This window comes from Pseudomonas sp. N2-3-1-14 (genome assembly GCF_041228395.1).
Taxonomy (GTDB): domain Bacteria; phylum Pseudomonadota; class Gammaproteobacteria; order Pseudomonadales; family Pseudomonadaceae; genus Aquipseudomonas.
The window spans coordinates 1,648,187-1,671,319 of the sequence record NZ_CP166199.1; the positions used below are offsets into that span (position 1 = coordinate 1,648,187).

The window sequence follows — 23,133 nt, forward strand, 5'->3', positions numbered from 1 at the left end:
ACTCATGCTCTCAGGCTTCAACCACCTGACCCTTGCCGTTACCGACCTGAACCGCAGCGTCAGCTTCTACCATGAGCTGCTGCAGCTTAAGCTCGACGCCACCTGGGACCAGGGCGCCTACCTCTCATTGCCCGGTTTGTGGCTGTGCCTGTCGCTCGATCCTTCACGTTCAACCACACCTGCGGCGGATTACACCCATTACGCGTTCACCGCCGCCGCCCACGAGTTCGCCGCGCTGGTGGCGCGCTTGCGAGACGCCAAGGTGCAGGAGTGGCGCGACAACCGCAGTGAAGGTGCCTCGTTCTACTTTCTCGACCCCGATGGGCACAAGCTCGAGGCGCATGTCGGCGACTTGGCTTCGCGCCTTCACGCCTGCCGCGCCAAGCCTTATGCAGGCATGCAGTTTTACCCGTAGCGCCAGAACGTGCAGAATCGCTGCACCTTCAATCGCCTGTCAGAGTCGCGTCCATGACCCCCTCCTTGCTGCTCGCCGTTCTTGCTTCGGGTTTTATCTATGGGATTACGCCTGGGCCGGGCGTCCTCGCGGTATTTGGTATCGGCGCGTCTCGTGGCCGTCGCGCCGGGGCGGGTTTTCTGTGCGGGCACTTGCTGGGTGATGTGGTGTGGTGCAGTACGGCGCTGGTCGCCATTGTGGGCGCGCGGGAAGTCGGCAGCAGTGCCTTTGATGTGCTGGGCGTGCTCAGCGGTGGGTACTTGTTCTGGCTTGGCTGGCGGGCGATTCGCACCCAGCGCCGCAGCAGCGATGCGCCTCAGGGCGCGGCGCGCCATCCGTTCTGGCACGGCATTCTGTTCGGCTTGACCAACCCCAAGGCCTACCCGGTGGCGGTTGCAACCTTTACGGCGCTGCTGTCCAGCCGTGCCGAGTTGCTGACATGGGCAATGCTGCCGTCGTTGATCTTGCTGAGTTTCATCGGCGGCCTGCTGGCTTACGCGATTCTGATCGGCGTGGTGGGCGCCCAGCGCGTGCGCACGGTGTACCAGCGGCATGAAATCCTGATCACCAGGCTGTGTGGCGTGATGTTTATCGGCTTCGCCATTAACGCCCTGGCGCACGCGTTGCCGGGCCTGTTCGCCAGCAAACCGGCCTGAGGCGACGAAGACCGTTCGTCGCACTGGCGAGTTTTTTCTAAACCTTTGCCGCCCTGAAAATTCGAATTCAGGGCGGGGCGTATTTTCCCGCGCCTATTTTTGCCCTGGAGGAACCTATCATGAGCCGCATGGCTATCCGGTTACGCACCGCCAGTTTCGCGATGCTGCTGGGCCTCGGCGCCAGCAATGCTTTCGCCCAGTCGCCTGCTGAATTCATCGAGCAGGCTTCGGCCAAAGGGATGGCCGATATCGAAACCAGTCGCATGGCCCACGCCAGGACGTCGTCCCAGGAAATCAAGGACTACACCATCGAGGTCATCAACGAACGCACCCTGGCCAACCAGCATTTGGCGGCCATCGCCAAGAAGCTCGACTTGCCCGTGGCCCCGCGCGAGAAGATCGTCGACAAGGCCGAAACCCTGATGCCTGAACTCAAGGACGGCGACTCCTTCGACGCCGCCTACACCGCGCAGCAGGTCAAGGAAAACGAAGACGCCATCGCCCTGTTCAAGAAAGAAGGCGCGGCGTCGGATGTGCCAGAGATAAAAGCGCTGGTGGACGAGACGCTGCCCAAGCTCGAAGAGCGTCTGCAAAAAGCCCGTGCCCTGGCCTCGACTTACGGTAAAGGTCATCAAGGCGACGGTTGATTGCGTCACCTGAAATGAAAAACGGCGGTTGGATGATTTCCAACCGCCGTTTTTTTTCAGGCTTGATTCAAGTCGGTTTTGTTGGGGTGCGCATCGTCGACCCTTTCACCACAACTGGAGCTCAAGCTGACCGTGCCGGTGTCACCGATGCTGCGGTATTGCTTGCGCAGTTGTTCCAGTTCTTTGCGGTCCAGGCCATCCAGGCTCAACACGGCGTTCTGGGCGTCCTTGGAGACGCGCAGCAGTTCGTCGATCTTGATATGCAGGATGTCGTTGTCGCGGTTTTGTGTGTTCTGGATCAGGAAGACCATCAGGAAGGTGATGATGGTGGTCGAGGTGTTGATGATCAGCTGCCAGGTGTCGTTGTAGTGGAAATAGGGTCCGCTCAGGCTCCACAGGAAAATCAACGCGACGGCCGCATAGAACGTCCGGGCGCTGCCTGCCCAGCGGGACAAGGATTGAGAGACTGCGGAGAATTTCATGACCGTTTTTCCTTAAGGGGTGGGTGATGAAATTATGGACCGCAGCAGTTCTTTGAAATTTCTTTTTACAAAAGCGCCGGTGAACAAAGTTGTACGTTTTTGTCGCGGTTCGCCTCACAAGCCCAGTTCTGCCTGGCGTCCACCTTCCAGCGCGAGCAAATATTGTTTGGCGCCAAGCCCTCCGGCGAACCCGGTCAGCCCACCGGAGGCGCCTATTACCCGATGGCAGGGCGCAACGATCGAGATGGGGTTACGTCCGTTGGCGGCGCCCACCGCGCGCACGGCCTTGGGGTTGCCGATTTGCTCGGCGATCTGGCTGTAGCTGCGGGTTTCACCAAACGGGATGGTCAGCAGCGCCTGCCAGACCTGCTGTTGAAAAGGCGTGCCGTTGAAGTCCAGTTCCAGCTCGAACTGGCTGCGTGCGCCGGCGAAATACTCGCGTAGCTGGCGCGCGGTTTCCATTAGCACCGGGCTGTCGTTGGCCTCGCGCAACTCGCCCAGGCGTACGCGGTTGGCGCGTTCTTGTTCCCAGAGGATCGCGTTGAGCTTGCCGTCGCGGGCCACCAGGGTGAGCTGGCCGACGGGGGAGGGCATGAGCGTGTATTCGTAGGGCATGAGCGGGCTCCTCGAAGGGCGGGTGTTAAAAGCCAGGACGCTACTGTAATGCCATCCGCCTGGTTGGAAACTGCGTTTCTTGCGATCAAATTCCTCAAGGGCTGGCCGTTCAATTGGCGCCAGTCGGGCCAATTGAAATCCCCGTAATCGCGAGACGAACACGCCGTCTGACGACGGTCGATGGTCGGTGTTGAATGAGCGTCTCGGCGTGTTGTTGCATCGAGGTCTTACGGTGTTTTCCAAGGCATTACCGGCTGTGTAACACCTGCGCAAGGATGGCGAGAAATGCATCAGCCAATACATTTTTCCTTTGCGCGGGCGTCAATACCAACAATTGCGCGCACGCATCCGCCTCCACCAGCGGCCGATACGTCACGCCCTTGTTCATCAGGCTTTGGGTGCAGGCGGGCACCAACGCCACGCCTTGCGCGGCGGCCACCAAGGCAATGATCGAGGTGATCTGCCGCCCGGTTGGCCCCGCGCGCAAAGGCTGGGCGTGGCGGCGGTAAAGGTGCTCGATGGATTGGTTCAGGCCCGACCCGTAGTCGGCCGGGAACAGAATCAGCGGATACGCACTGAGTTGCGTCAAGCTGACCTGTGCCAGCTTGGCCAGCGCACTGTCGCTGGACACCGCGGCCACCAGCCGCTCCTCGCCCAACGACAACGCGTGAACGTCTGCTGTCTGCGGCAACAGCCGACTCAATCCGATATCCAGCCGGCCGTCTGCCACCTGCGCGCCGAGGCTGCCAGAGGCGCACTCCACCAAGGTCAACTGCACATCGGGCAAGCGCTGGGCGAAGGCCTGGATCGCTTGGCTGAACAGGTCCGACAAAGCGATCGAGCTGACATACCCGAGCGCCAATTGGCCTGCAGTGCCCGCTGCCAGTTTGCCGGCGATGACCTGTGCCAATTCAACCTGCTCCAACACGCCGCGCGCGTAGGGCAAGAACGAACGACCCTGGGCGGTAAGAGAAACCGTGCGGCTGGTGCGATCAAACAGCTTGAACCCCAGCTCTGTCTCCAGCGCTGAAATCTGTCGGGTCAGCGGCGGTTGGGCCAGGTGCAGGCGCAGTGCCGCGCGGCCGAAGTGCAATTCTTCGGCGACCGTCAGAAAGTAACGCAGCTTGCGTAGGTCGAGCATCCTGATCCTTGGGTATTGATCGGTTCGAAATCGGTATTGGTTTAAGACCCGACGGCCATTCTATAAAGGCGTTACAAAATAAAACGAGAGGTTTCATGAAACCGCGCCTGCATTGTGCCCGTCTAGCCCTGTTCCTGTGTGGCTGCGCGGCGTTTCTGAACCTCTACGCCACCCAGAGCATCCTCGCGACCTTTGCGGCGCAGTTTCATATTAGCGCCAAGGACGCGGGCTGGAGCATCACGGTCACCACCCTGGCGGTGGCGATCACCGCGCCCTTTGTCAGCCGGCTGACCGGGCGCTTCGAACAGCGCACGGTCATCGCTGTGGCCGCGCTGCTGCTGGCCGTTCCTGCGCTGATGACCGCCTACGCCAGCAGTTTTGCCGAAGTGCTGGTGTGGCGGTTTGTGCAGGGCATGTTGATCCCGGTGGTGTTTGCCACCAGCGTGGCTTACATCGGCGACCGTTGGCGTGGCGCGAGGGTGACCGAGGTCACCAGCCTGTACGTGGCGGGCACGGTACTGGGCGGGTTCGCCGGGCGTTTCGTCACCGGTGTGATGACGCAATACGTGGGCTGGCGCGAAGCGTTCGAACTGCTGGCGGTGTTGAGCCTGATGGTCGGTGGGTTTATTCAGTTTCTGTTGCCCGCCAGTCGACCGCGCGGCGAACGGCCTGGAGCGGTTTCTTCAGGTGTTTTTCGCCGACCTTTGCTGGCGGCATACGGCGTAGGTTTTTGCGTGTTGTTCTCCCAGGTTGCGGCATTTACTTACGCAGGTTTGCACCTTGGCCTGCCACCGTTCAACCTGGGGCCTGCGGCGCTGGGCACGCTTTACATGGTGTTTTTGCTGGCGTTGATCGTGATTCCCATCGCCGGGCGCCTCAGCAAAGCCAGACCTCACGCCGAACTGCTGGCGGTCGCCGCCGCGCTCGGTATGGGTGGTTCGGCGCTGACCCTGGCGCCGTCGCTGTGGTGCATTGTGGTGGGCCTGGCGCTCAGTTCCACCGGCGTGTTCCTTGCCCAGGCCGCCGCCAATGCTTTCATCAGTGCCACCGCCGGTGAGAGCAAGTCTGGCGCCGTGGGGGTTTACTTGACGTGCTATTACCTGGGCGGCAGTTGCGGTGCCATCGTCCCGGCATTGATCTGGGAACGCTGGGACTGGGCCGGCTGTGTGGCGCTGATAATCGGTTTTCAACTGCTGACCCTGCTGATCGCCCTGACGGGCTGGAAGCCCCTCAAACCTGAGCCGGTCCCGACACCATGAATGACACTGTTGCTGTGCCTGTGCGCGAAACCTCCAGCCGGCGCCGCGCGCTGATCGCCGGTTGCAGCGCTCACGCCGTACACGATGGCCTCACCGACGTTATCTATGTGTTGCTGCCGATCTGGCAGGCGCAGTTCGCCTTGGCCTACGCCCAGATCGGCCTGTTGCGTGGCGCCTACTCCGCAATGATGGCCGTGTTCCAACTGATGGCCAGCCGCGCCGCCCGACGCTGGGGCCGTTTGCCGTTGCTGGTGGGTGGCACTGCGCTTGCGGGTGTCGCTTATTTATTGGTGGGGCAAGCCACATCGCTGAGCCTGTTGCTGTTGGCGTTGCTGCTGGGCGGTTTGGGCGCCAGCACCCAACACCCCTTGGCCTCCTCGATGATCACCGACGCTTATGAGGATGGTGGTGGCGTCAAGCAGGCGCTGTCCCAGTACAACTTCAGCGGCGATATCGGCAAAACCCTGATTCCTGGGGTGGTGGGCCTGCTGCTTACCGTCGTCAGTTGGCGCGCCAGCGCCACACTGCTGGGGCTGCTCGGTCTGGCGGCAGCGGGATTGCTGTGGTGGCTAGTGCCGGCTCAAGTTCGCGAGTCCGGTGCCACCGAAAAAGCCCGGCCGCCCGGTGGCACGGGCTCGGTCGCAGGCCTGCGTGCGCTGATCCTCACCGGTACGCTCGACAGCGCCGTGCGCATGGGCTTTCTCACGTTTCTGCCGTTTCTGCTGCAAGCCAAAGGCGCTGGCACGGCGGGCATTGGGCTGGCGCTGACGATGCTGTTCATTGGCGGTGCGTTCGGCAAATTGCTTTGCGGCTACCTGGGGGCGCGCATTGGCATGATGAAAACCGTCTGGCTGACCGAAACCAGCACCGCGCTGTTGATCGTCACGGCCGTGTACCTGCCGCTGAGTGGCTTGATGGTGATGTTGCCGCTGCTAGGCTTGGCGCTGAACGGCACGTCTTCTGTGCTCTACGGCGCCGTCCCGGACCTGGCGAGCGCAGGCAAACGTGAGCAGGCCTTTGCGGTGTTCTACACCGGCACCATTGGCGGCGGAGCGCTGGCGCCGGTGGTGTTCGGCGGGGTCGGCGATGCGCTCGGTGTGCCGATGGCGGTGATGGTGCTGGCGGTGATGTTGCTGGTGACCTTGCCGTTGGCGTGGGTGGTGCAGCGTGGGATACGTGATGGGGTTTAAAGGGGCGAGGCCAGCGTAAACGGTATACGCAACGCGCCGATCGGCCCTTCGCGGACACCGCACATTTCATCGTGCACGCTGTGCTGCACCAGCACACACGGAAACGGCGGAACCCGCTGCAGCAGGTCGCGCAAGTGCGTGGTGGAGCCGATGCGCATGGGCTTGGCGTCATCGTCCACCAGCGTCATTTCGACATGATCCAATCTGACCCGCGCGATGTAGAAGCCACCCTCCAGCGACAGCAACTCCAACTCGCGTATCTCGCCTTTCTCGGCCAATTCAGTGAGCATTTTTAGGTTCATGGTTCACCCTCGCGGTGGGTTGTTTCATTGGCGACGAAAGAACAGCGTGACCTGGCCCCATTCGACGCCGAGCTTGGTCATGCTGGAGCGGTTGATCAGCGTGTCTTCGTCCATCAAGTACATCCAGTCATCAAAACTGACCTCGTAGACCGAACCGTCCACCGGCAGGTTGAGCCGGTAGCGCCAACGCAGTGCGTTACCCGCGACTTCGCCGATCGCTTCGCCGACCACGTCACCCGCTCGACCGCGCCAGCGCCCCGGGCCATCCGGGGTCAGCGTCCATACGCGCTGCTGACGCGTGCCATCGCTGTACAGAAAGCGCTCGTCGAGAATCAGCGCGTTGCCCTCGCGCCGGCTGGCGATATTGACCTCAAAGCGCTTGGCCACTTCGCCCGAACGCTTCTGGAAAATCCCCCAGGCCTTGACGGGCTTGCTGAAGAAACGCTCCAGGTCCAATGGCGGTTTCTGGTCGGCGTAGTGGGCGACCTCGACGTTGCCGCAACTGCTCAAACTTAACGCCAGCAACAATGAAATCAGCAGACGTGTCATCGCCGGGCTCCGTGATCGTAATCGTGCGCGGCGAAGCGCCAGCGCTTGGTATTTATACTTGTACAAAAATATTGATTTGTACAGGTTTGCGCGCGGCAGGTGACGAATGCACAGATCGCGCCCATAAAAAAACCGGCCGCAAGGACCGGTTTTTTGTGCACCTGCGTCGTAACTGACGTAGGCGCGAAATGTGAGTGGAGCGGGTAGAGGGAATCGAACCCAAATCCACATGTCACGTAAGCCATTGAATTATAGGAATATTCAGCATGAATTGTAGGAGGGATTTGTAGGAGTGAGAAGGTGCAATCAGTCTTGCTCATGCGGGATCTGGGAAGGTCAAACCCTTAGAAACAGTGGGGTGGTGTGATGGCATTGCATTCCTTCTCTGCTTCGTCTTTTGATCAATCCTTATAGCTGAGTTTGGCGGATATAAATGTTCGGAAAGTTGGAGCGGGACAATTTCTCGCTTGATTGGAAATGTGATTTTTGGTATACATTTCGGGTCTTCACTTCGTGCTCTATCGGCGTCCTTACGTTCGGGCACGATTCTAATGCAGTGACACGCAGCAGGCCTCAGAAGGAACGCGGCATAGAGGTCGTCGGTAGAGATGCCCGGAAGGGTGGCTGAAGCCGAGTCGCGAGCAGCCCCATGTGAAACCTAACCTGCCTTAGCATGGGCGTTGTGATAATTCAGCCACAGGCCGGAAGCAATCTATACGGAAGGTGAGTCCTTTCGGTAGGCTGAGGTTCCTCTAACTCCGCGTCAGCGGGGTTGGGGAAATGCAACCTCTCTCTACCGGAAGGTATTTGAAACACAGCGATACATGGGTGGTTTAATTGGCTAGCACCCAAGCCAGAGCTGATTTTCCTATGAGCTTTACTGATTCCAGTGTCAGCTCAATGCCCTTTGATTTTGCCGTCGACTTGATGCGCTCCCACACGGCTTGGCTTCGAATGGTTTCTAACAGTTCGTGCCCTTCCCACGTCAGCTTTGGGCCGATAATTGCTGGTCCATCCATAGAGCCAGCATCAATTCCAGAAATGAACCCGCCTTCCCACAGCAGCAACGCGTGTTCCGCTTCGCTAGTATCTTCGTCCTGCTGTGCATAGCTGAGTTCGTAGCCGAAATGGTCACGGTCACTGAAGCTGAGGGCTTCGACCTCGATCAATACATCCCTGATCACATCCCAATCACGTTTCATATTTCCTCCATGATTCTGCTTTGAGTGTTTGATCTTAAGCTGCGTTACCTGCTTGGTGGCGGCGTCTTATGAGATCGAAAACGCAACGTAAGTAGAGCGTAAAGCAACAGATTGACGTCCGTTGTTGAGCTAGCGTGAAAGCAGGCTCCACCTCGTTGATGTAACGAGTCCCCAGTTACCGCTCTTGTTGGGTCTTCTCCACTTCGCTACCGGCATCGTCCTCAAATATGCCAACGCCTCTTCAAACGAACCAAAGCGAAGCTCTGCGGATTTTTCCCCAACGCGGAATGAGCCGTCTCGCGGGCTTGCTAGCCCGGGATGAAAGCACGTCCCGTCTGCGGCGTAGGGCACCTCTACTGCGGCTTCGTATGGCGCTGGTGGCTCAACGATCTCAAACAGCTGGCTCGGATCTACACCTAAAGCATCTGCAAGGCTCTCTACGGCATCTAAAGAGGGGTTAGCCATACCGCGTTCGATGCGGCTCATGTAGCTGCGGGCTATAGACGCATGGTCCGCAAATGCTTCTTGGCTTAAACCGGAGGCGAGCCTCAATGCTTTGACTCGCAAGCCGAAGCGTTCTCGTAGTGGAGTTTTCATACCTCGAATGTCGCCGCGATGTAGACTAATCGGCCACGCTCTATTCGGAACATTTTAAGCATGGTCAGAATTTCGTAGCAGTGTTGCTATGCCGGAGCTAACAGGCGCAGGTCCCTACGTGCATGTCTCGTAAGCGCACGTTTGGGCGAGCGAAAACCATAAAAGGATGTGTGCGATGCAGTTTGTTATGAAGCTGGCGGGGTGTGTCGGGATTGTGTTTTTGATAACGCAAGGAGTTAGCCGGTGTTCGGAGGGCGAAGACGGCGCCGAGATCGTTACGAAACCTGTTATCAGCGAGACTCAACAAATCAGTGCCCTAAAGGCGAAAGAAGATTCTGCACCTGAATCGCTGCTTTCGGATGAAGGTATCGCAACGGCCGACCAAGGCTCTGAGTGCTACAGCGATGTATCCCCTAAGCTCAGGTCTCTGATTGATGATATTCGTGCCTGTGAAGTTGAAAATGCTTTGGGAAATCACGACAGTTCGTCCCTAAAGATCATTCCTGCACGGGGCTACAAAAATGGTGCCGCCGGTGTCTTCAAAAAGTATCGCCTGCATGTCAATCAGAATGCCGATGTAACTTGCCGAGATGAGCCTTGGCCGGATACGGGCGCTGCTGGCTGTAAGGTTGGCGTTTACGTAAGCCGTATCAGGAAATCGAATCAATACTCGGACTCTGCTGGCTGGACTGCGGTCTGGTTTCGTGGAGTTAATGACTCCTCATTCCGCCCCGTGAGTCCTTTTGCAGAACACATATCAACGGTCAATGACTCCATCCTGCGAGTCGGCGGTCTTATGGATGTTTCTGATCGGCCTTGACCCCGGCGATGGTCGCCCTTGAGACCGCGTATAACTTCGATAGAGCGCTGATACTCATGCCCTCGTCGAGAGCTGTCGTGATTTCGGAACGCTGTCTGTGCGTGAGCTTGGGCGGCCTGCCAAGCTGTTTTCCTTGTGCCTTGGCTCTTACCAGTCCCGCCTGAGTGCGTTCGATTAGTAAGTCCCGTTCCATTTCAGCAACTGCCGCAAGCATTGATAGCAATAGCTTTCCTGCTGGAGAGGTTAGGTCGGTGGACCCTAGCTGTTGCACAACGACTCGGATGCTGCGTTCGCCGAGCATTCGAACGGTCTGAAGAATATCAATCGCATCTCTCCCTAGCCGGTCTAGCTTGGACACTACGAGTGTTTCCCCATCCCGAATCTTACTCAACAGCTCTCGGAATGCCGGGCGCTGAGCTGCGTGGGTTTTCCCGCTCACTGTGTCTGAGAACCAGAAATCTATGACCCATCCGGCGTTCTCTAGCTCTAGACGTTGGTTGAGGGTCTCTTGCAGTCCTGTTGATACTCTGCCATAAGCGAAAGTAGTAGCCATTTGCCCGTGTCCCTTGAGGTGTCAGAAAACGGTGTCGAAAATAGGACGCCATGCCAGGAAAGCCAAGGCTAATTTTCTGACAGGTCTTGTGCGAGGCTGTTATGGATGCCAGAAAACGGTCGTTTGTTGGCATAGTTTGCAGGATGTATAAATTACAACTGAAGAGAGCACACTCTCCCCAGATTATAAAATACACCCTGCACGCGATTCCCGTAGGGTGCGAGCGAACAGATATCAAGGAGTATCAATCATACTCAACAAATGGAAGATCATCAGACACTGCCTGTCCTGGAGTAGTCAGCCATTGCCAGAGCTGCATCTGAGTCAAATAACCTTGCCTTAAACGCAGCAAAGCCTCCGCTAAGTCATGGCTTTCGACTACGCTTAATCTTGTGCATGAGTTGATTGCTAAGGGCACGCTTGGATCAACACCGGGATGGCATAAGGTCACGCAAGAAGTGTCCTTGTAGCCATGTATTTCAGACGCTGAAAGAACCTCAGTTGCGTCATTGTAATCAACGAGTTTGTCTCCTTGTTTTGACTTTAGCTCAAAGATAAGGTGTGGCGAGCCTTCAAGGCTTATCAAATAGTCGGGCGCACCTGTAGTTTTGTTGGAGTCCAATTTTGTATGGTTTATACCCAAATGCGTTAGTAGTCGCTCAAACGCAAGTTCGAAAAAGTCTCCGAGTGACTCGTAATAGTCTTTAAAATAAACAACGCTATCTAAGTTCATTGCGCGTTTGATATGATATTTTGAAGCTTTTTTGCGAGACTCCGTCTTCCAATCGCGCACGGCATCTCTAAGCCAGTTTGCCTTTACTACTGGTGCGGGTTTTGCTTTTATAAAAACTTCCTTGCGGCAATCGTCAGCTTCTTGCGACCCAAGCATCAGCTTTTGAGGACTTGAATAGCCAGCAGCACCAAGGGCAAGTATTTCTTCACGCTGGAGCTTATACTTCTCAGAGTCGGCATTTAGCTCCATAAGCCAGAGCACATTGTCCGGCAAGCCAAATGTGAGGCGCATAATAACCCGTCTGATGACCCTTGGAAGCCTCGCCAGCTTTCTAAGGTCGGGCATAGTGTCTGTGATAACCGATGGAAGTAGTTCAGTAGGTGTTCTGCGATCAACAACAGCTGTTAAAATAGAAGCTAGCCCCTGAAGCACCCAGCTAAGATCACAAATTAGGCTTCTAATTGCACCAGCTCTGAGGTCAGGTGCTAATCCTTCTAAATCCTTTAGCTGAGCTCCTTTCGCCCACATCGAGCAAATATGAGCGCCGTTAACAGGTTTAAGGTTTGCTCTCCATACTGTTTCAGCCAAACTGTCCTTGTAAATATCAGCGTTGAAAAGAGGGTGTTTTTCTAAAGCCCACGGTAGGTTTCGAGTCACCCCTTTTCCGTTCATAGGCACAAACTCCGGGCTGTTCAATGCAGCGGAAAAAAGAAGAAAAATTAACTTATCCATGTCGCCCAGGTTGTCAATCTTCGGCAGGCAGGATGTTAGCGAGTCTTGTTTTTCACAAATATATTTTAGTAGGTAGGTGGATGTTTCAGGTGTCAGGCCGCTTAGGCCAACTGCCTTTCCTACGACTGTAGCCGACAGTTGTTTTGAGTCTGACAGTAGCAGGTAGCCTTGCGCTACAAGTTCCCCTACAGCTAGAGATATCCGGTGCGGCCAACGTTGATATGCTACGGGGTTTTTTTCTAACTCTCTTATCGCGCTAAATGTGCCTAGTATTAGCTCTGCTACCTGCCCCTCGGTTACACATAGCCCAGACGAGACTAACTGTAGTGCGAGTAGGTTGAATCTGTCAGGGCTTATTCTAGCTTTGATCAACGGCATGGAGCCAAAGTTAAGATATTTTCGCGCATCTATGGCTTCGGACTGGGACTTGGCAAAATAAAATATTTTCCCACTTACTCCCTCATATCCCATTCTGCCAACCCTGCCTGCCATGTTGTGGAACTCGGCAGAGTCAATCGGGATATATGCTTTTCGGGGGAAATTATATCTTGAGAATTTTGAGAAAATTGCAGACGCTAGTGGAAAATTAACGCCTGCTGCCAGGGTCGTAGTGGCGAATACAACATCCAGGTCTTTACTCAAAAGCTTGGCTTCAACAACTCCACGTTCATCGTCTGTTAGGTCAGCGTTGTGAATTGCAATTCTCTTACCCATGGATCTAGATAGAAACTCATTTGCAAATGTGGCGGGTAAACCGTCAAAATCCAGGCTGCCCTGTCCGGGGGCAATAGGACCCAAGAGCAATTCTGCTAGAGTGTAAGTGTCCTTCACGGTCATGCAGAACACTATTAGGGGGAGGCTACCGGGCTCATGCTTTACCACATGTTTAACGAGGGCGATGGCATCTAGTATGTTAGGGGTCTGTTGTATTGGTCCAATAAGAAGGTCTAGCTGGCCTGTATTTGCCGTAATCAGCCCGCTTGGAGTATGGCAGCTGTATTCTATATGTTTTTCGCGGGCAGGGCTCAATAGTAACTTAACGCCCAACCAGTCGCTCAACTCCCTAGCATCTTTAGTGTCGAGAACTGCCGAGAGACCAATAAACTGCAACCATCCAACTCTCCTAAGTAACGAAAGCAAAACTTCAACGCTTTGCCCACGACTCTCATCTGCAATAATTTGTATCTCATCGCATACGACTACAGTATTGCGCATATCAGATGGGATGCCGGAGGCAGACAGCAGAGCTAGATATTTTTCATACGTAGCAACTAAAACACGGGCCCCCAAAGGATCTGCACAATTTTCACCAGCCGCGTCTTTGACAGAGTCTCCTGTAGCGAGCACCAAGGAGGAATGATCACCATTTAGGAAGTCGTTGAGTAGCTGACTACGGAAGTCTGACATTTTTTGCTGTGCTAATGCACGGTGCGTGACCAAGTAAACCGCGTTAGCACCTCGTTCAAGATTCTGCGCGATACCCCAGAGCCCAATCAGAGTCTTGCCAGTCGAAGTCGGTGAGACTACGAGTAGACTCTCCCCTCTTCCCACGCCGCAGTCTAGGGCCCCAAATTGAGCATCCGTAAAAGATACCTCACCGTCAAACAACGATAATTTGGTTATAACGTTCTGTGTAAGGCAGTGATTATCAGGAAACTCATATTTCATCTGTGCGTCCTTGACGTTGTTCCGGCTTAGATCGGCCTGGGTATGAATACGAAATACCACATGTCAAGTCATTTTGCCACCATATTGCCGGCGAAATGTATCGGTTACGGGGAGCCTAGGAACGTAGCTATTAAGGCTAGATGACCGATAGCCATAGAGGATCCGGAAAAGATGGGGTGTGATATTCCTCCATATTCCAGTTTTTCTGCATACAATATTTAGCTCAACCAATAGTTTTTTGCTATTGGGGTGCATGCGACTTTCGTCGCAATGCATCAGTGATCGCATCCAGGCCATCTGTAATAACAAAAGGCTTTACTTGGGGAAGCTCATAATTAAGTAGCTTGACGTAAGTTAACAATCGGTCAGCTTCGGCATCTTTCCTGTAACGGCCTGCGGTCTCTGTTGAACCTCTGATATGACCTGCCATCTGAGCAATGATGTCCGACGGAACCTCTTGTTCGTTCAAAGCAGTAATAAAATTGTGCCTGAAAGAGTGGAAGGTTCGCTTTCCGTCACGGGTGACAAGCAACTGTTTACCAAGGAAGCGCTCGTTGAACCAGCTCCCTGCTGGTTTGCCGTAACCTTTGATGGCATCGCGCTTGAGTTCTGGGAACAGGCGATTATGGCCAGCTTTAGATAACGCTTTGACATAAGCCGGGAATCCTAGCTCTATCACGTGAGGGTGAAGGGGTATGATTCGTTTGGAGTTGACAGTCTTTAAGGATTTATCTGATCCATCAGTCACTACGCCATCGCGCACGTCGGCATCCATCTTGTCGGGGGTGTCGAGATTGAAGTCAAGATAATATACTCCGGATTCGGAGATTTTTAAGTCGTCAATATAAAGTTGGCAGAGCTCATTTATTCTGCCGCCTGTGTAGAGTCCGAGCAATGGTAGCCAGTAGAAGTGAGGACGGAATTGATAGAATCTTCCTTGCTTGTTTCTTTCACCTGTTCCTATTGAAAACCAAGGTGCAGAAAAAATCTTGTCAAGGTATACCTTTTCAAATAAGAAGCGATCATCTTGATTTCGTGTGGTTTTTTTCGATTTTTCAATCACTCTTTTTGCCGGATTCAGAGTGAGAATCATATTGTCGACCGCCCATGCGAACATACTCGACAGTGAGTCCATGTAGCGTTCAACACTCGCAGATGAAAGGCGAGTTTCTCCATGTTCCTCGGCCATTGCTAGTAGCTGATTTGCGTCTTGGGTTTTATGGCGACGAGCTGCGCTATACCTATTTTCTGGCATTTTCCGGAGTTTTGCCTCGTAGTCCCAAATCAATTGTCGGTTTAGGGCCCCCAATTGAGGATCGTTCATGAGCTCTACAAATGCGCCACATTGTGTAGCCATCCTCTTCTGCTGATCGGGCTTCCACTTGAGCTGTTTCCTTTTCAGGAATTGAACCATTAAAGATGAAACGGATTCTTTGGCTCGATCCGGTCTACAGCATTCATAACTTAGTGATTGTGGGGCTGAGGTGGCGGAAATGAATGCCGTTGGGGTTGAGGTGGCGGCTAGCAACGCCGCTTTGTCCGCTAAGGCTTTTACCCATGGAGCCCTAATTTTTTCGGCTTGAATCTTTGTGATAAAGACCGAGCTGGTAGTAAACCGTATACCGGGTAGGTCACAGAAGGCTGCTGTCCGAGTATTTAGCTTGAAGCGAAACGCGGTTTCGTCGGAGTAGCCACATTCAATTATATTTGCAATCGTATGGCTGCGATGGAAAGGTCTGAGGTGTCCAGTGAAGGTTTGCGGTATGCCCAACTCAAATGCACTGTCCAGGACAAAGCCGCCGGTATCTTCTTGTCGGTCCACTATTGTGTAATCGTCAACCCAATATATTGGATGGGCATTCAGCCTGCACGCGATGGGAATTTTGTGGTTCAGAATCTCTCTTAGCACCAGCGCAGGCTCGACCTCAAAGGTCTCGCAGAAATCTTGAATGCTGATTAGCCCGGGTCCTGCTAGCAGAGGGCTCCCCTCAATCACCTTCGTCTCATTCACTTTTTTCAGCTCACTTATGCATGAATGCCACCGCGCCATTAGGTGCGATGCTACAGCTTTCGCTGAGCTGAGATCAGTGGTTTGGGTAGACGTGTGAATTTCTCTTTGCCCCAATTGAACGCGATAGCGAGCCGGGACGGTGATGCGAAGGACGTAGATTCCGCTCGAACGGCGGTAGAGGTTGTTGCGTTGCGTCACGTTGTAGGAGTCCTTAGTAGGAGGACTACGTGACAATCTCGCTTTCTGCTCGTTAGATTTGAGGAAAATCAATGAGTTAAGAGAGAAGTGGAGCGGGTAGAGGGAATCGAACCCTCGTCGGAAGCTTGGGAAGCTACTGTTCTACCATTAAACTATACCCGCTCAGAGCGGCTGACTTTGTACCAGATGTTCATCGGGATTTGAAGTTTTTCTTCGAAAAATGTGTGGGTTGCGTCGCTCAAGCTCACTTGGAAGCTGGCTTGCCCGCGATACATCACCTGGGTGTGGCTGACACACAGGTGCCTGCGTCGCGGGCAAGCCCGGCTCCCGCCCAAGCGGGCGTTTATGCAGTGCTTTCATTTCAAATCGCAAAGGCATGCTGTGTCTGGCCCTGGTGGTAGCGCAAACGACTGACCTGTCGCTGCGGTTTCAAAAAGCCCACCACCGCGTCCCGGCTGTCCCGACACGCCGCCTTGTGCTCCATATCCAGAAAATGCCCGGTCGCCTGAACAGTGCTGAAGCTGCTCTTGGCCACATGCTGGCCAAACAGCTTGGCATCCTCGGCACTGGTGTACTCGTCCCATTCACCATTCAAAAACAGCACTGGAATGTCGATTTGCCGCGCTGCCTTGAGGTAGCACAGGCGGTCGCTGTTGAGCACGTGGCTGATGTGAAAATGCATCTGCCCGTATTCGTGCTCGGCCAGGCTGCTCACGTGTTTGTAGTTGAAGCGCTTGAACAGCGACGGCAGGTGTTTGCCGATAGTGCTGTTGACCAGGTGGCCGACGCGGTCGCGGTCGAGATTGCCGAGGTAGTCCACACCGCGTTCAAGGTAATCGCGCATCGGCGCGTTGATCACCGGGGAAAACGAACTGATCACAGCCTTTTCCACGCGACGCGGTCGCGCAGCGAGGGCGACCAGGGTGGCAGCGCCGCCCCAGGAAAATGACAGCACGTGCTCGGCGGCGAAGTGGTCGATGAGTTCCAGCAGAATCTGGCCTTCGACTTCTTTGGTCAGCATCTGCTCGTGGCGGTTGTGGATTTTGGAGCGGCCAGCGTAGGGCTGGTCGTACAAAACCACGTTGAACTGCGGGTACAGGCTTTTCACGGTTTGGGCGAAGGACGCCGTGGTGGCCATGGAGCCGTTGACCAGGATGATGGTCTTTTCAGCAGCATCCGCGCGATAGAACTCCGTGTAAACCCGATACTGACCCTGTATATCCAACACAGCGATTTCTGGCCTCATGTCGTAAGACTCCTGGCAAGCGGGTAGGGCGCGCAGATCACTCTGCACGAGCTTTATGACAGGTAGGCATACGCCTGGAAGAGGAGCACCCATGTCGGTCCGATGACGGCTGGCCGACGGCTGTTGTTAGGGCGGGCTGTTTGCCTGAGGGGCCCGTAAATCAAGCGCGGGCGGGGCAAGGTGTTTCTTGGAGGTTATAGGCGACTCGCCAGTCATAATTTGGCTGACGTCTTGATTCAAGCACCACAGACGCCAGGTCGCAAGCCAACAAGCTGGTTTATTGCCAGCATCGGCCGAACGGTCGTCAGACCGCGAGGATTTCGTTTTCAGTCAGTGCCCGATATTCGCCCGGCGCCAGCGAGTCATCCAGCACCAATGGCCCCATCCGCTCACGGTGCAGGCCGATGACCTTGTTATCAAAGTGCCCGAACATGCGCTTGACCTGGTGATAGCGGCCTTCAATGATGCTCAGCCGCGCAGTCGTTGGCCCCAGCAGTGCCAGCTCGGCGGGCTGCGTGGTGAGGTCTTCAAACGCGAAATACACACCGGCTGCGAAAGTTGCCGCGTACGCCGGGGTGATGGCCTGTTCGGTTTCCACGCGATAAACCTTGGGCAGCTTGGTCTGCGGTTGGGTCAGGCGCCGTGACCATTGGCCGTCGTTGGTGATCAGCATCAGCCCGGTGGTGTTGAAATCCAGACGACCGGCAATGTGCAATTCATCTTTGTCCGGCTCATCGAGTAAGTCCAGCACGGTCGGGTGCTGCGGGTCCGCTGTGGCGCTGACACACCCCTTGGGCTTGTGCAGCATGAAGTAGCGCGCCGGCTTGCCGGCTTGCAGCACGTCATTGTCGACACACACGCGGCTGAACTCACGCACCTCATGGTGCGGATCGCTGACCGCCACGCCATCGACAGTCACCCGTCGCTCAACCAGCAGCAAGCGCACTTGCTGGCGATTGAAGCGCGGCAGGTTACTGAGGAAACGATCAACCCGCATTACCTCGGCTCGACTCCGCGCAACTGCGCATCGACGTGGGCACATCGGGGGCACAGGCAGGCCTTGTTGCGCAACGCGTCGGGCAGGGCTTGCAGTACTGCCGGGTCGATGGTGACGCTGTAACACCAGCAGGCCTGGTCGACCGTACGTGGGTCAGCCAGGGCGCAGCCGTTGCGGGCGCCGCAGGCGGGGCAGAGTGATGGCGTGGTCATGGGCAGGTTCGGGCTGGATCGGACAAGTTTGCGTAGAGTCTCGGTGTGCGTTGTACGATACAGGGCCGACCCTGCCCAGGCTACTCAGAGCTGGAACTTGCTGACCAATACTTTAAACGAAGTGGCCAGGCGCGACAGGTCCTGGCTGGAGGCGTTGGTCTGATGGGCGCCGGCGGCCGTCTGGGTGGACAGGTCCTGGATGTTCAGCAGATTGCGGTCGACTTCGCGCGCCACCTGGGCCTGCTCCTCGGAGGCGGAGGCAATCACCAGGTTGCGTTCATTGATCTTCGCCACACTGGCGGTGATCCGTTGCAGCGCCTCGCCGGCATTCTGCGCCAGGGCCTGGGTGTCGGTGGCCCAGCTCAGGCTCTTGTTCATGGCTGCGACCGCATCGTCGGCACCGGTCTGCACTTCACCAATCATCTTCTCGATATCCACCGTGGACGTCTGCGTACGGTGGGCCAGCGCCCGCACTTCATCGGCGACCACTGCAAAACCACGCCCTTGCTCGCCCGCACGGGCGGCTTCAATGGCCGCGTTGAGGGCCAGCAGGTTGGTCTGGTCGGCGATGCCACGGATCACATCGATGACCTTGCCGATCTCTCGCACTTGGCTGGCGAGGTCTGCAACCGATTGGGTGGAGTCGTTGATCTCGACCACCATCGAACTCATGCCGGACACTGCCTGTTCCACTTGTTGGCGGCCATCTTCGGCCTCGGAGGTGGCCTGGCGCGAGGCTTCAGAGGTCGAGACCGCGTTGCTGGCCACCTCGTCCACGGCTGCGGTCATCTGGTTGACGGCGGTGGCCGCTTGTTGGATCTCATCATTCTGGCGGGTCAGGCCACGGCTGCTTTCATCGGTGACCGCGCTCAGTTCTTCGGCTGCCGACGCGAGCTGATCGGAGGCGTTGGCGATTTCCAACAGGGTGCTTTTCAGGCCGCCCTGCATATCCGACAGCGCCATCAGCAATTGCCCGGCTTCGTCGGTGCGTTCGGTGACGATTGCCTGGGTCAGGTCACCCTTGGCAATGCGCTGTGCGCTTTCGACCGCCTGAGCGATGGGCCGGGTGATCAGGCGGGTGATCAACATGCCAACGATGATGGCAATGAGGAAGGCCAGCACTATGCCGCTGATCATCCACGTCAACGCGCTGTTGCGCAGCTCCTCGGCAGCGATCGCGCCTTCTTTGATCTGGCGGTTATTGGACTCGATCATCACGCGGATCAGCTCGCGCGCCTGGCGGAAGAGTTCATTGTTGGTGGTGTTGAGCAGGGTGCGGGCCTGATCGCCCTGGCCACTGTCGATCAGCGCCATGATGCGTTCGGAACTGCTGATGTAGGAGGGCCACATCTGGTCGAGTTTATCTCCGGCCGCCCGTTCGTCATCTTCCAGTGGGGTTGCGCGATAGGTGGCGTAGGACGCCTGGCTGCGCTTGAGTTCCTGGGCGATGTCCTGGCGCACACGGTCACGATCCTGGGGGGAAACGTCGCCTTTGCTGGCATCCATCAAGCGGTACAGGCCGCGGTTATGGGCGACCAGGCCGTTGAGGGTGGCGGCCGTGTTGCTCACCGACACCAGGTTATTGGAGAAGGTGAGCTCCAGTGCCGAAGAGAGGCGAACCACCCCTTTGATTCCCAGCAGGCCGACCCCTAGGGTGACCAGCGCACACAAGAGAAAGGAGAGCAGCAGTTTGGTTGAGATTTTCATGAGTCGAGTCCGGACGGGGTGGCGATGAGTGCATGCTAGGGCCTCCCTGGCGCCATGCGATGTCATAGTGACATTATGGTAATCAACAAAGTTGCGATCCAGATTAATTTACTGAATCGATACAGCCTGAGTAGATGTATCAAACCGTTACGAAAACGCACCAGATTCCGTTTTTGATGTCAGATGTTTCGTCATTCAGTGAAAGCTGAATGCCGCCTTCCCGCGTCGCTGGAGGTGCTCTTCCGCGGTCCAGGAGGCCGCCATGTATCGACGACTGCTGCTCAGCGCTTTACTCGGTCTGACCCTTTGCGCCTGTGTGCCTTATTACGATGGAGGTGCTACTTACTATCGCTCCGAGGTCTACACCGCGCCGGCACCGGCCTATTACTACGGTGGCCCTGCCTACTATCAATATGGGCGCAGCTACTATGCGCCGCCGCCACGTTACTATTCGGCGCCGCGCTATTACCAACCGGCCCCGCGTTATTATCCACGGCCCGCTTACCGGCCTTATCCAGGCCAGGGCTGGAACAATCGGTGGGGCAATGGCGGGCCGGGCCATGGTGGCGGACGCGGCGGCGGTGGCGGCCATCGTTGACAGGTAATGCCCCCAAGCGGCGCCCCAGGCGCCGCTTTTTTATGCATGCCGTTCGTCGGCACTGTCATTTCTAACAGCTATCGCAAGCGTTTGATCTGCATTCCACTGCTGGGGACGCCGTTGTGCGTCTCTGAGGAGGCGGTGGGTTTATGGAATGCTCTTTGATCAAACGTGTGTGCTGGTTCTTATTGTTAGCGGGTGGCATGGCGCAAGCGAATGCGGAACAGGGCTGTCCCTACCCTTCATCGGTCAAATACGTGAGCGGCTATTTTCAAGCGTCGGATAAACACTCTCATTGGCGAAGCCCGAAGGTCGACGCCGATGACTTCGCGGATCGGTTTATCGGTGCGCTCTTCACCCCCGGCCAGGGCAAGGATCGCGAGAACGGCTACCTGGACCGCTGCGTTTATCGGATGGGCAGCGGGCGAAGCCTGGCGTTGCGGTATGACATGCCGGGGGCCCTCAGCACGATGTCGCTGACGAAGTCCCTGCATTGGGAACTCGCCACCGATCCACTCGAACAAGATGTCTACATTTGTCAGGACAGCCAGCCGGACAATTGTGCATTTACGGTCGGGCGCCAGAATTGATTGCCTGTCAGTAGTCGGACAAGTCCGCCAGCGGGTGCCTGCCTTCCCACACCTTGGTGAAGTGCGCCTGCACCACAGCCTCCGGCACCGTGTTGATCTCGGGCCAATGCCAATGGGGTTGTTGATCCTTGTCGATCAACCGTGCGCGTACGCCTTCGGCAAATTCCGGGTGACGGCAGCAATTGAGGCTCATGGTGTATTCCATCTGGAAGACCTCGGCCAATGACAAGTGCCGGGCGCGCTCGACCTGTTCCCACACCAGATGCGCAGTCAGCGGGCAGCCTTCGGCCAGCGTCTTGCCGGCACGGCTGAACAGCGGGTCGGCGTGGTCGCGCAACAGGTTCAAGGCGCGCCAGGCACAGCGCACATCGCCCACATCCAACCATTCATCGATCTGTGCGCGGCGGGGCAGCCACTGCGCCTGCGGTTGCTGGCTGACGGCTTCCTGGGCCAGTGCCTTGAGCAGGCTGTTGAGCTGCATCGGGGTCTGTTCCTGCCAGTTCAGTTGCAGCAAGCCTTCGATCAGTTCGTCTTGCTGGTCATCGCGCAGGAAACGGTCGGCCAGGCCCAGGTCTACGGCATCGCGGCCGTTCATATGCGCGCCGGTGAGGCCCAGGAATAACCCCAGCTTGCCGGGCAAGCGTGACAGGAACCAGCTTGCGCCCACATCCGGGTACAGGCCGATGCTGATTTCGGGCATCGCCAAACGGCTGCTGGGGGTGACGATGCGTATTGCAGCGCTTTGCAGCAGGCCCATGCCTCCGCCCAGCACATAGCCGTGGCCCCAGCAGATCAGCGGTTTCGGGTACGTGTGCAAGCGATAGTCGAGGCGGTATTCCGCCGCAAAAAAATCGGCGGCCAGTGCCGGCACAACGCCGGGTCGTTCACGGCAGGCCTGGGCCAGGCTACGTACTTCACCCCCGGCGCAGAAGGCCTTTGGCCCGTTGCCGCGCAGCAGTACGCAGACGATATTCGGGTCTTTGGCCCAGGCATCCAGACGTTCGGTCAGGGCCAGGATCATCGGCAAGGAAAGCGCGTTGAGCGACTTTTCAGCGTCCAGGCTGGCGATGCCAAGGCGGGCGCCGTCGCTGCCGGTCAGCTCTTCGAAGTGCAGGTTCATCGTGACCTCAATCGAGAAAGTGAAGGATCAGTATGATCGGTCCAACGGAAAGTGCCGGTGGTGTGTCAGATCAATTGACAAGCGGGGCCTGCTTTCCTAGGGTTCGCCCATTCTTTTTCTACGCGACGAACACACCATGACCGACGGCGACCGTATCAAACTCGAACCCAGCTGGAAACACGCCCTGCGGGATGAGTTCGAGCAGCCCTACATGGCCCAACTGCGCGAGTTCCTGCGCCAGGAACACGCTGCTGGCAAAGAGATTTACCCGCCAGGCCCGCTGATTTTCAATGCGCTCAATTCAACGCCTTTGGACAAGGTCAAAGTGGTAATTCTGGGCCAGGACCCGTACCACGGGCCCGGTCAGGCCCACGGGTTGTGCTTCTCGGTGCAACCGGGCGTGCCGACGCCGCCCTCGCTGGTCAATATTTATAAAGAACTCAAGCGCGACTTGAACATCGATATTCCCAACCACGGTTGCCTGCAAAGCTGGGCGGATCAGGGCGTGCTGATGCTCAACACCACCATGACCGTTGAGCGCGCCAATGCCAACGCCCATGCGGGCAAGGGCTGGCAGTTCTTCACGGATCGGATTATCGAAGTGGTCAGTGAACATCAGCCGCACTTGGTGTTCTTGCTGTGGGGAGCCCATGCGCAAAGCAAGCAGAAGCTGGTGGACGCGACCAAGCACCTGGTACTGACGTCGGTGCATCCGTCACCGTTGTCGGCGTATCGCGGGTTTCTGGGCTGCGGGCATTTCAGCCGTGCCAATAAATTTCTTGAGCAGAATGGCGAGACGCCAATCGAGTGGCGGTTGCCGCCGGCTTAAAGCCTGCCGCAATCCATTTTGATTT

General features: G+C 56.5%; 24 protein-coding genes and 1 tRNA gene. 9 read left to right on the top strand and 16 right to left on the bottom strand.

Annotation, left to right across the window (positions count from 1 at the left end; genetic code table 11):
- The first annotated feature begins 4 nt into the window (after positions 1-4).
- From fos to AB5I78_RS07585, 3 genes are all read left to right on the top strand, one after another.
- Entirely contained in the window at positions 5-415 is a 411-nt protein-coding gene (gene fos / locus AB5I78_RS07575; protein WP_369300724.1) for a fosfomycin resistance glutathione transferase, read from the top strand.
- Positions 416-468: 53 nt separating this feature from the next.
- Positions 469-1,110, top strand: coding sequence for a LysE family translocator (locus AB5I78_RS07580; protein ID WP_145162847.1), 642 nt, complete (start codon positions 469-471; stop codon positions 1,108-1,110).
- A gap of 119 nt (positions 1,111-1,229) precedes the next feature.
- Positions 1,230-1,757 (top strand): DUF4142 domain-containing protein, encoded by a 528-nt coding sequence (locus AB5I78_RS07585; protein WP_106577041.1) that lies wholly within the window; start codon positions 1,230-1,232, stop codon positions 1,755-1,757.
- 56 nt (positions 1,758-1,813) lie between these two features.
- Here AB5I78_RS07585 and AB5I78_RS07590 read toward each other — a convergent pair whose 3' ends face one another.
- The 3 genes from AB5I78_RS07590 to AB5I78_RS07600 all read right to left on the bottom strand — a co-directional run bounded on the left by AB5I78_RS07590 (position 1,814) and on the right by AB5I78_RS07600 (position 3,995).
- Positions 1,814-2,239, bottom strand: coding sequence for a low affinity iron permease family protein (locus tag AB5I78_RS07590; RefSeq protein ID WP_145162849.1), 426 nt, complete (start codon positions 2,237-2,239; stop codon positions 1,814-1,816).
- A gap of 114 nt (positions 2,240-2,353) precedes the next feature.
- Positions 2,354-2,854 carry a methylated-DNA--[protein]-cysteine S-methyltransferase gene (locus tag AB5I78_RS07595; protein ID WP_145162851.1) on the bottom strand — a complete coding sequence of 167 codons (501 nt, stop codon included), beginning with the start codon at positions 2,852-2,854 and terminating at the stop codon, positions 2,354-2,356.
- Positions 2,855-3,101: 247 nt separating this feature from the next.
- Positions 3,102-3,995, bottom strand: coding sequence for a LysR family transcriptional regulator (locus tag AB5I78_RS07600; RefSeq protein WP_369300722.1), 894 nt, complete (start codon positions 3,993-3,995; stop codon positions 3,102-3,104).
- 95 nt (positions 3,996-4,090) lie between these two features.
- On the opposite strand from AB5I78_RS07600, the gene AB5I78_RS07605 reads away from it, so the two are divergent.
- Together AB5I78_RS07605 and AB5I78_RS07610 are read left to right on the top strand one after the other, a co-directional pair.
- Complete coding sequence (locus AB5I78_RS07605) at positions 4,091-5,254, top strand: MFS transporter (RefSeq protein WP_369300720.1); 1,164 nt, start codon at positions 4,091-4,093, stop codon at positions 5,252-5,254.
- Positions 5,251-6,444 (top strand): MFS transporter, encoded by a 1,194-nt coding sequence (locus tag AB5I78_RS07610; RefSeq protein ID WP_369300718.1) that lies wholly within the window; start codon positions 5,251-5,253, stop codon positions 6,442-6,444. Before AB5I78_RS07605 ends, AB5I78_RS07610 begins: the two co-directional genes overlap by 4 nt.
- On the opposite strand, the gene AB5I78_RS07615 is transcribed toward AB5I78_RS07610, so the two are convergent.
- The 4 genes from AB5I78_RS07615 to AB5I78_RS07630 all read right to left on the bottom strand — a co-directional run bounded on the left by AB5I78_RS07615 (position 6,441) and on the right by AB5I78_RS07630 (position 9,094).
- Entirely contained in the window at positions 6,441-6,746 is a 306-nt protein-coding gene (locus AB5I78_RS07615; protein WP_200623599.1) for a DUF6482 family protein, read from the bottom strand. The two genes, AB5I78_RS07610 and AB5I78_RS07615, sit on opposite strands and share 4 nt — an antisense overlap.
- 24 nt (positions 6,747-6,770) lie before the next feature.
- The gene (locus tag AB5I78_RS07620; protein WP_242194118.1) at positions 6,771-7,295 is read right to left on the bottom strand and encodes a DUF3833 domain-containing protein; all 525 of its coding nucleotides are present in this window, start codon (positions 7,293-7,295) and stop codon (positions 6,771-6,773) included.
- An 833-nt stretch (positions 7,296-8,128) separates the two neighbouring features.
- Entirely contained in the window at positions 8,129-8,497 is a 369-nt protein-coding gene (locus AB5I78_RS07625) for a DUF2513 domain-containing protein (RefSeq protein ID WP_065869382.1), read from the bottom strand.
- 129 nt (positions 8,498-8,626) lie between these two features.
- Positions 8,627-9,094, bottom strand: a complete 468-nt coding sequence (locus tag AB5I78_RS07630) for a helix-turn-helix domain-containing protein (RefSeq protein WP_083225742.1) — start codon at positions 9,092-9,094, stop codon at positions 8,627-8,629.
- A 175-nt stretch (positions 9,095-9,269) separates the two neighbouring features.
- On the opposite strand from AB5I78_RS07630, the gene AB5I78_RS07635 reads away from it, so the two are divergent.
- A complete protein-coding gene (locus AB5I78_RS07635; RefSeq protein ID WP_369300716.1) occupies positions 9,270-9,914 on the top strand; it encodes a hypothetical protein in 645 nt (214 codons plus the stop codon).
- Here the strand turns inward: AB5I78_RS07635 and AB5I78_RS07640 are convergent.
- The 8 genes from AB5I78_RS07640 to AB5I78_RS07675 all read right to left on the bottom strand — a co-directional run bounded on the left by AB5I78_RS07640 (position 9,889) and on the right by AB5I78_RS07675 (position 19,971).
- Positions 9,889-10,467 carry a recombinase family protein gene (locus AB5I78_RS07640; protein WP_369300715.1) on the bottom strand — a complete coding sequence of 193 codons (579 nt, stop codon included), beginning with the start codon at positions 10,465-10,467 and terminating at the stop codon, positions 9,889-9,891. The two genes, AB5I78_RS07635 and AB5I78_RS07640, sit on opposite strands and share 26 nt — an antisense overlap.
- 244 nt (positions 10,468-10,711) lie before the next feature.
- Positions 10,712-13,600 carry a DEAD/DEAH box helicase gene (locus AB5I78_RS07645; RefSeq protein ID WP_369300714.1) on the bottom strand — a complete coding sequence of 963 codons (2,889 nt, stop codon included), beginning with the start codon at positions 13,598-13,600 and terminating at the stop codon, positions 10,712-10,714.
- 241 nt (positions 13,601-13,841) lie between these two features.
- Positions 13,842-15,809: a tyrosine-type recombinase/integrase gene (locus AB5I78_RS07650; RefSeq protein ID WP_369300712.1), complete on the bottom strand. Its 1,968-nt coding sequence runs from the start codon at positions 15,807-15,809 to the stop codon at positions 13,842-13,844.
- Positions 15,810-15,897: 88 nt separating this feature from the next.
- Positions 15,898-15,971: transfer RNA gene (locus tag AB5I78_RS07655), tRNA-Gly, on the bottom strand.
- Positions 15,972-16,170: 199 nt separating this feature from the next.
- The gene (locus AB5I78_RS07660) at positions 16,171-17,055 is read right to left on the bottom strand and encodes an alpha/beta fold hydrolase (protein WP_145162862.1); all 885 of its coding nucleotides are present in this window, start codon (positions 17,053-17,055) and stop codon (positions 16,171-16,173) included.
- A gap of 304 nt (positions 17,056-17,359) precedes the next feature.
- A complete protein-coding gene (locus AB5I78_RS07665) occupies positions 17,360-18,052 on the bottom strand; it encodes a pseudouridine synthase (RefSeq protein WP_369300710.1) in 693 nt (230 codons plus the stop codon).
- Positions 18,052-18,264: a cysteine-rich CWC family protein gene (locus AB5I78_RS07670; protein ID WP_369300708.1), complete on the bottom strand. Its 213-nt coding sequence runs from the start codon at positions 18,262-18,264 to the stop codon at positions 18,052-18,054. Before AB5I78_RS07670 ends, AB5I78_RS07665 begins: the two co-directional genes overlap by 1 nt.
- Before the next feature lie 84 nt (positions 18,265-18,348).
- Positions 18,349-19,971 carry a methyl-accepting chemotaxis protein gene (locus tag AB5I78_RS07675; protein WP_145162868.1) on the bottom strand — a complete coding sequence of 541 codons (1,623 nt, stop codon included), beginning with the start codon at positions 19,969-19,971 and terminating at the stop codon, positions 18,349-18,351.
- A 262-nt stretch (positions 19,972-20,233) separates the two neighbouring features.
- Here AB5I78_RS07675 and AB5I78_RS07680 point away from each other — a divergent pair, with 262 nt between their 5' ends.
- A complete protein-coding gene (locus AB5I78_RS07680) occupies positions 20,234-20,569 on the top strand; it encodes a hypothetical protein (protein WP_242194112.1) in 336 nt (111 codons plus the stop codon).
- 161 nt (positions 20,570-20,730) lie between these two features.
- Complete coding sequence (locus tag AB5I78_RS07685) at positions 20,731-21,159, top strand: DUF3757 domain-containing protein (protein WP_369300707.1); 429 nt, start codon at positions 20,731-20,733, stop codon at positions 21,157-21,159.
- 7 nt (positions 21,160-21,166) lie between these two features.
- Here AB5I78_RS07685 and AB5I78_RS07690 read toward each other — a convergent pair whose 3' ends face one another.
- Positions 21,167-22,279, bottom strand: coding sequence for an enoyl-CoA hydratase/isomerase family protein (locus AB5I78_RS07690; protein WP_369300705.1), 1,113 nt, complete (start codon positions 22,277-22,279; stop codon positions 21,167-21,169).
- Positions 22,280-22,415: 136 nt separating this feature from the next.
- Between AB5I78_RS07690 and ung the strand changes: the two genes are divergently transcribed.
- Positions 22,416-23,108: a uracil-DNA glycosylase gene (ung, locus tag AB5I78_RS07695; protein ID WP_369300703.1), complete on the top strand. Its 693-nt coding sequence runs from the start codon at positions 22,416-22,418 to the stop codon at positions 23,106-23,108.
- Positions 23,109-23,133: the final 25 nt, after the last annotated feature.

Excerpts from the sequence above, each read along its gene's own strand:
- fos (WP_369300724.1), top strand. The coding sequence starts at position 5 with ATGCTCTCAGGCTTCAACCACCTGACCCTTGCCGTTACCGACCTGAAC.
- AB5I78_RS07580 (WP_145162847.1), top strand. The coding sequence starts at position 469 with ATGACCCCCTCCTTGCTGCTCGCCGTTCTTGCTTCGGGTTTTATCTAT.
- AB5I78_RS07585 (WP_106577041.1), top strand. The coding sequence starts at position 1,230 with ATGAGCCGCATGGCTATCCGGTTACGCACCGCCAGTTTCGCGATGCTG.
- AB5I78_RS07590 (WP_145162849.1), bottom strand. The coding sequence starts at position 2,239 with ATGAAATTCTCCGCAGTCTCTCAATCCTTGTCCCGCTGGGCAGGCAGC.
- AB5I78_RS07595 (WP_145162851.1), bottom strand. The coding sequence starts at position 2,854 with ATGCCCTACGAATACACGCTCATGCCCTCCCCCGTCGGCCAGCTCACC.
- AB5I78_RS07600 (WP_369300722.1), bottom strand. The coding sequence starts at position 3,995 with ATGCTCGACCTACGCAAGCTGCGTTACTTTCTGACGGTCGCCGAAGAA.
- AB5I78_RS07605 (WP_369300720.1), top strand. The coding sequence starts at position 4,091 with ATGAAACCGCGCCTGCATTGTGCCCGTCTAGCCCTGTTCCTGTGTGGC.
- AB5I78_RS07610 (WP_369300718.1), top strand. The coding sequence starts at position 5,251 with ATGAATGACACTGTTGCTGTGCCTGTGCGCGAAACCTCCAGCCGGCGC.
- AB5I78_RS07615 (WP_200623599.1), bottom strand. The coding sequence starts at position 6,746 with ATGAACCTAAAAATGCTCACTGAATTGGCCGAGAAAGGCGAGATACGC.
- AB5I78_RS07620 (WP_242194118.1), bottom strand. The coding sequence starts at position 7,295 with ATGACACGTCTGCTGATTTCATTGTTGCTGGCGTTAAGTTTGAGCAGT.
- AB5I78_RS07625 (WP_065869382.1), bottom strand. The coding sequence starts at position 8,497 with ATGAAACGTGATTGGGATGTGATCAGGGATGTATTGATCGAGGTCGAA.
- AB5I78_RS07630 (WP_083225742.1), bottom strand. The coding sequence starts at position 9,094 with ATGAAAACTCCACTACGAGAACGCTTCGGCTTGCGAGTCAAAGCATTG.
- AB5I78_RS07635 (WP_369300716.1), top strand. The coding sequence starts at position 9,270 with ATGCAGTTTGTTATGAAGCTGGCGGGGTGTGTCGGGATTGTGTTTTTG.
- AB5I78_RS07640 (WP_369300715.1), bottom strand. The coding sequence starts at position 10,467 with ATGGCTACTACTTTCGCTTATGGCAGAGTATCAACAGGACTGCAAGAG.
- AB5I78_RS07645 (WP_369300714.1), bottom strand. The coding sequence starts at position 13,600 with ATGAAATATGAGTTTCCTGATAATCACTGCCTTACACAGAACGTTATA.
- AB5I78_RS07660 (WP_145162862.1), bottom strand. The coding sequence starts at position 17,055 with ATGAGGCCAGAAATCGCTGTGTTGGATATACAGGGTCAGTATCGGGTT.
- AB5I78_RS07665 (WP_369300710.1), bottom strand. The coding sequence starts at position 18,052 with ATGCGGGTTGATCGTTTCCTCAGTAACCTGCCGCGCTTCAATCGCCAG.
- AB5I78_RS07670 (WP_369300708.1), bottom strand. The coding sequence starts at position 18,264 with ATGACCACGCCATCACTCTGCCCCGCCTGCGGCGCCCGCAACGGCTGC.
- AB5I78_RS07675 (WP_145162868.1), bottom strand. The coding sequence starts at position 19,971 with ATGAAAATCTCAACCAAACTGCTGCTCTCCTTTCTCTTGTGTGCGCTG.
- AB5I78_RS07680 (WP_242194112.1), top strand. The coding sequence starts at position 20,234 with ATGTATCGACGACTGCTGCTCAGCGCTTTACTCGGTCTGACCCTTTGC.
- AB5I78_RS07690 (WP_369300705.1), bottom strand. The coding sequence starts at position 22,279 with ATGAACCTGCACTTCGAAGAGCTGACCGGCAGCGACGGCGCCCGCCTT.
- ung (WP_369300703.1), top strand. The coding sequence starts at position 22,416 with ATGACCGACGGCGACCGTATCAAACTCGAACCCAGCTGGAAACACGCC.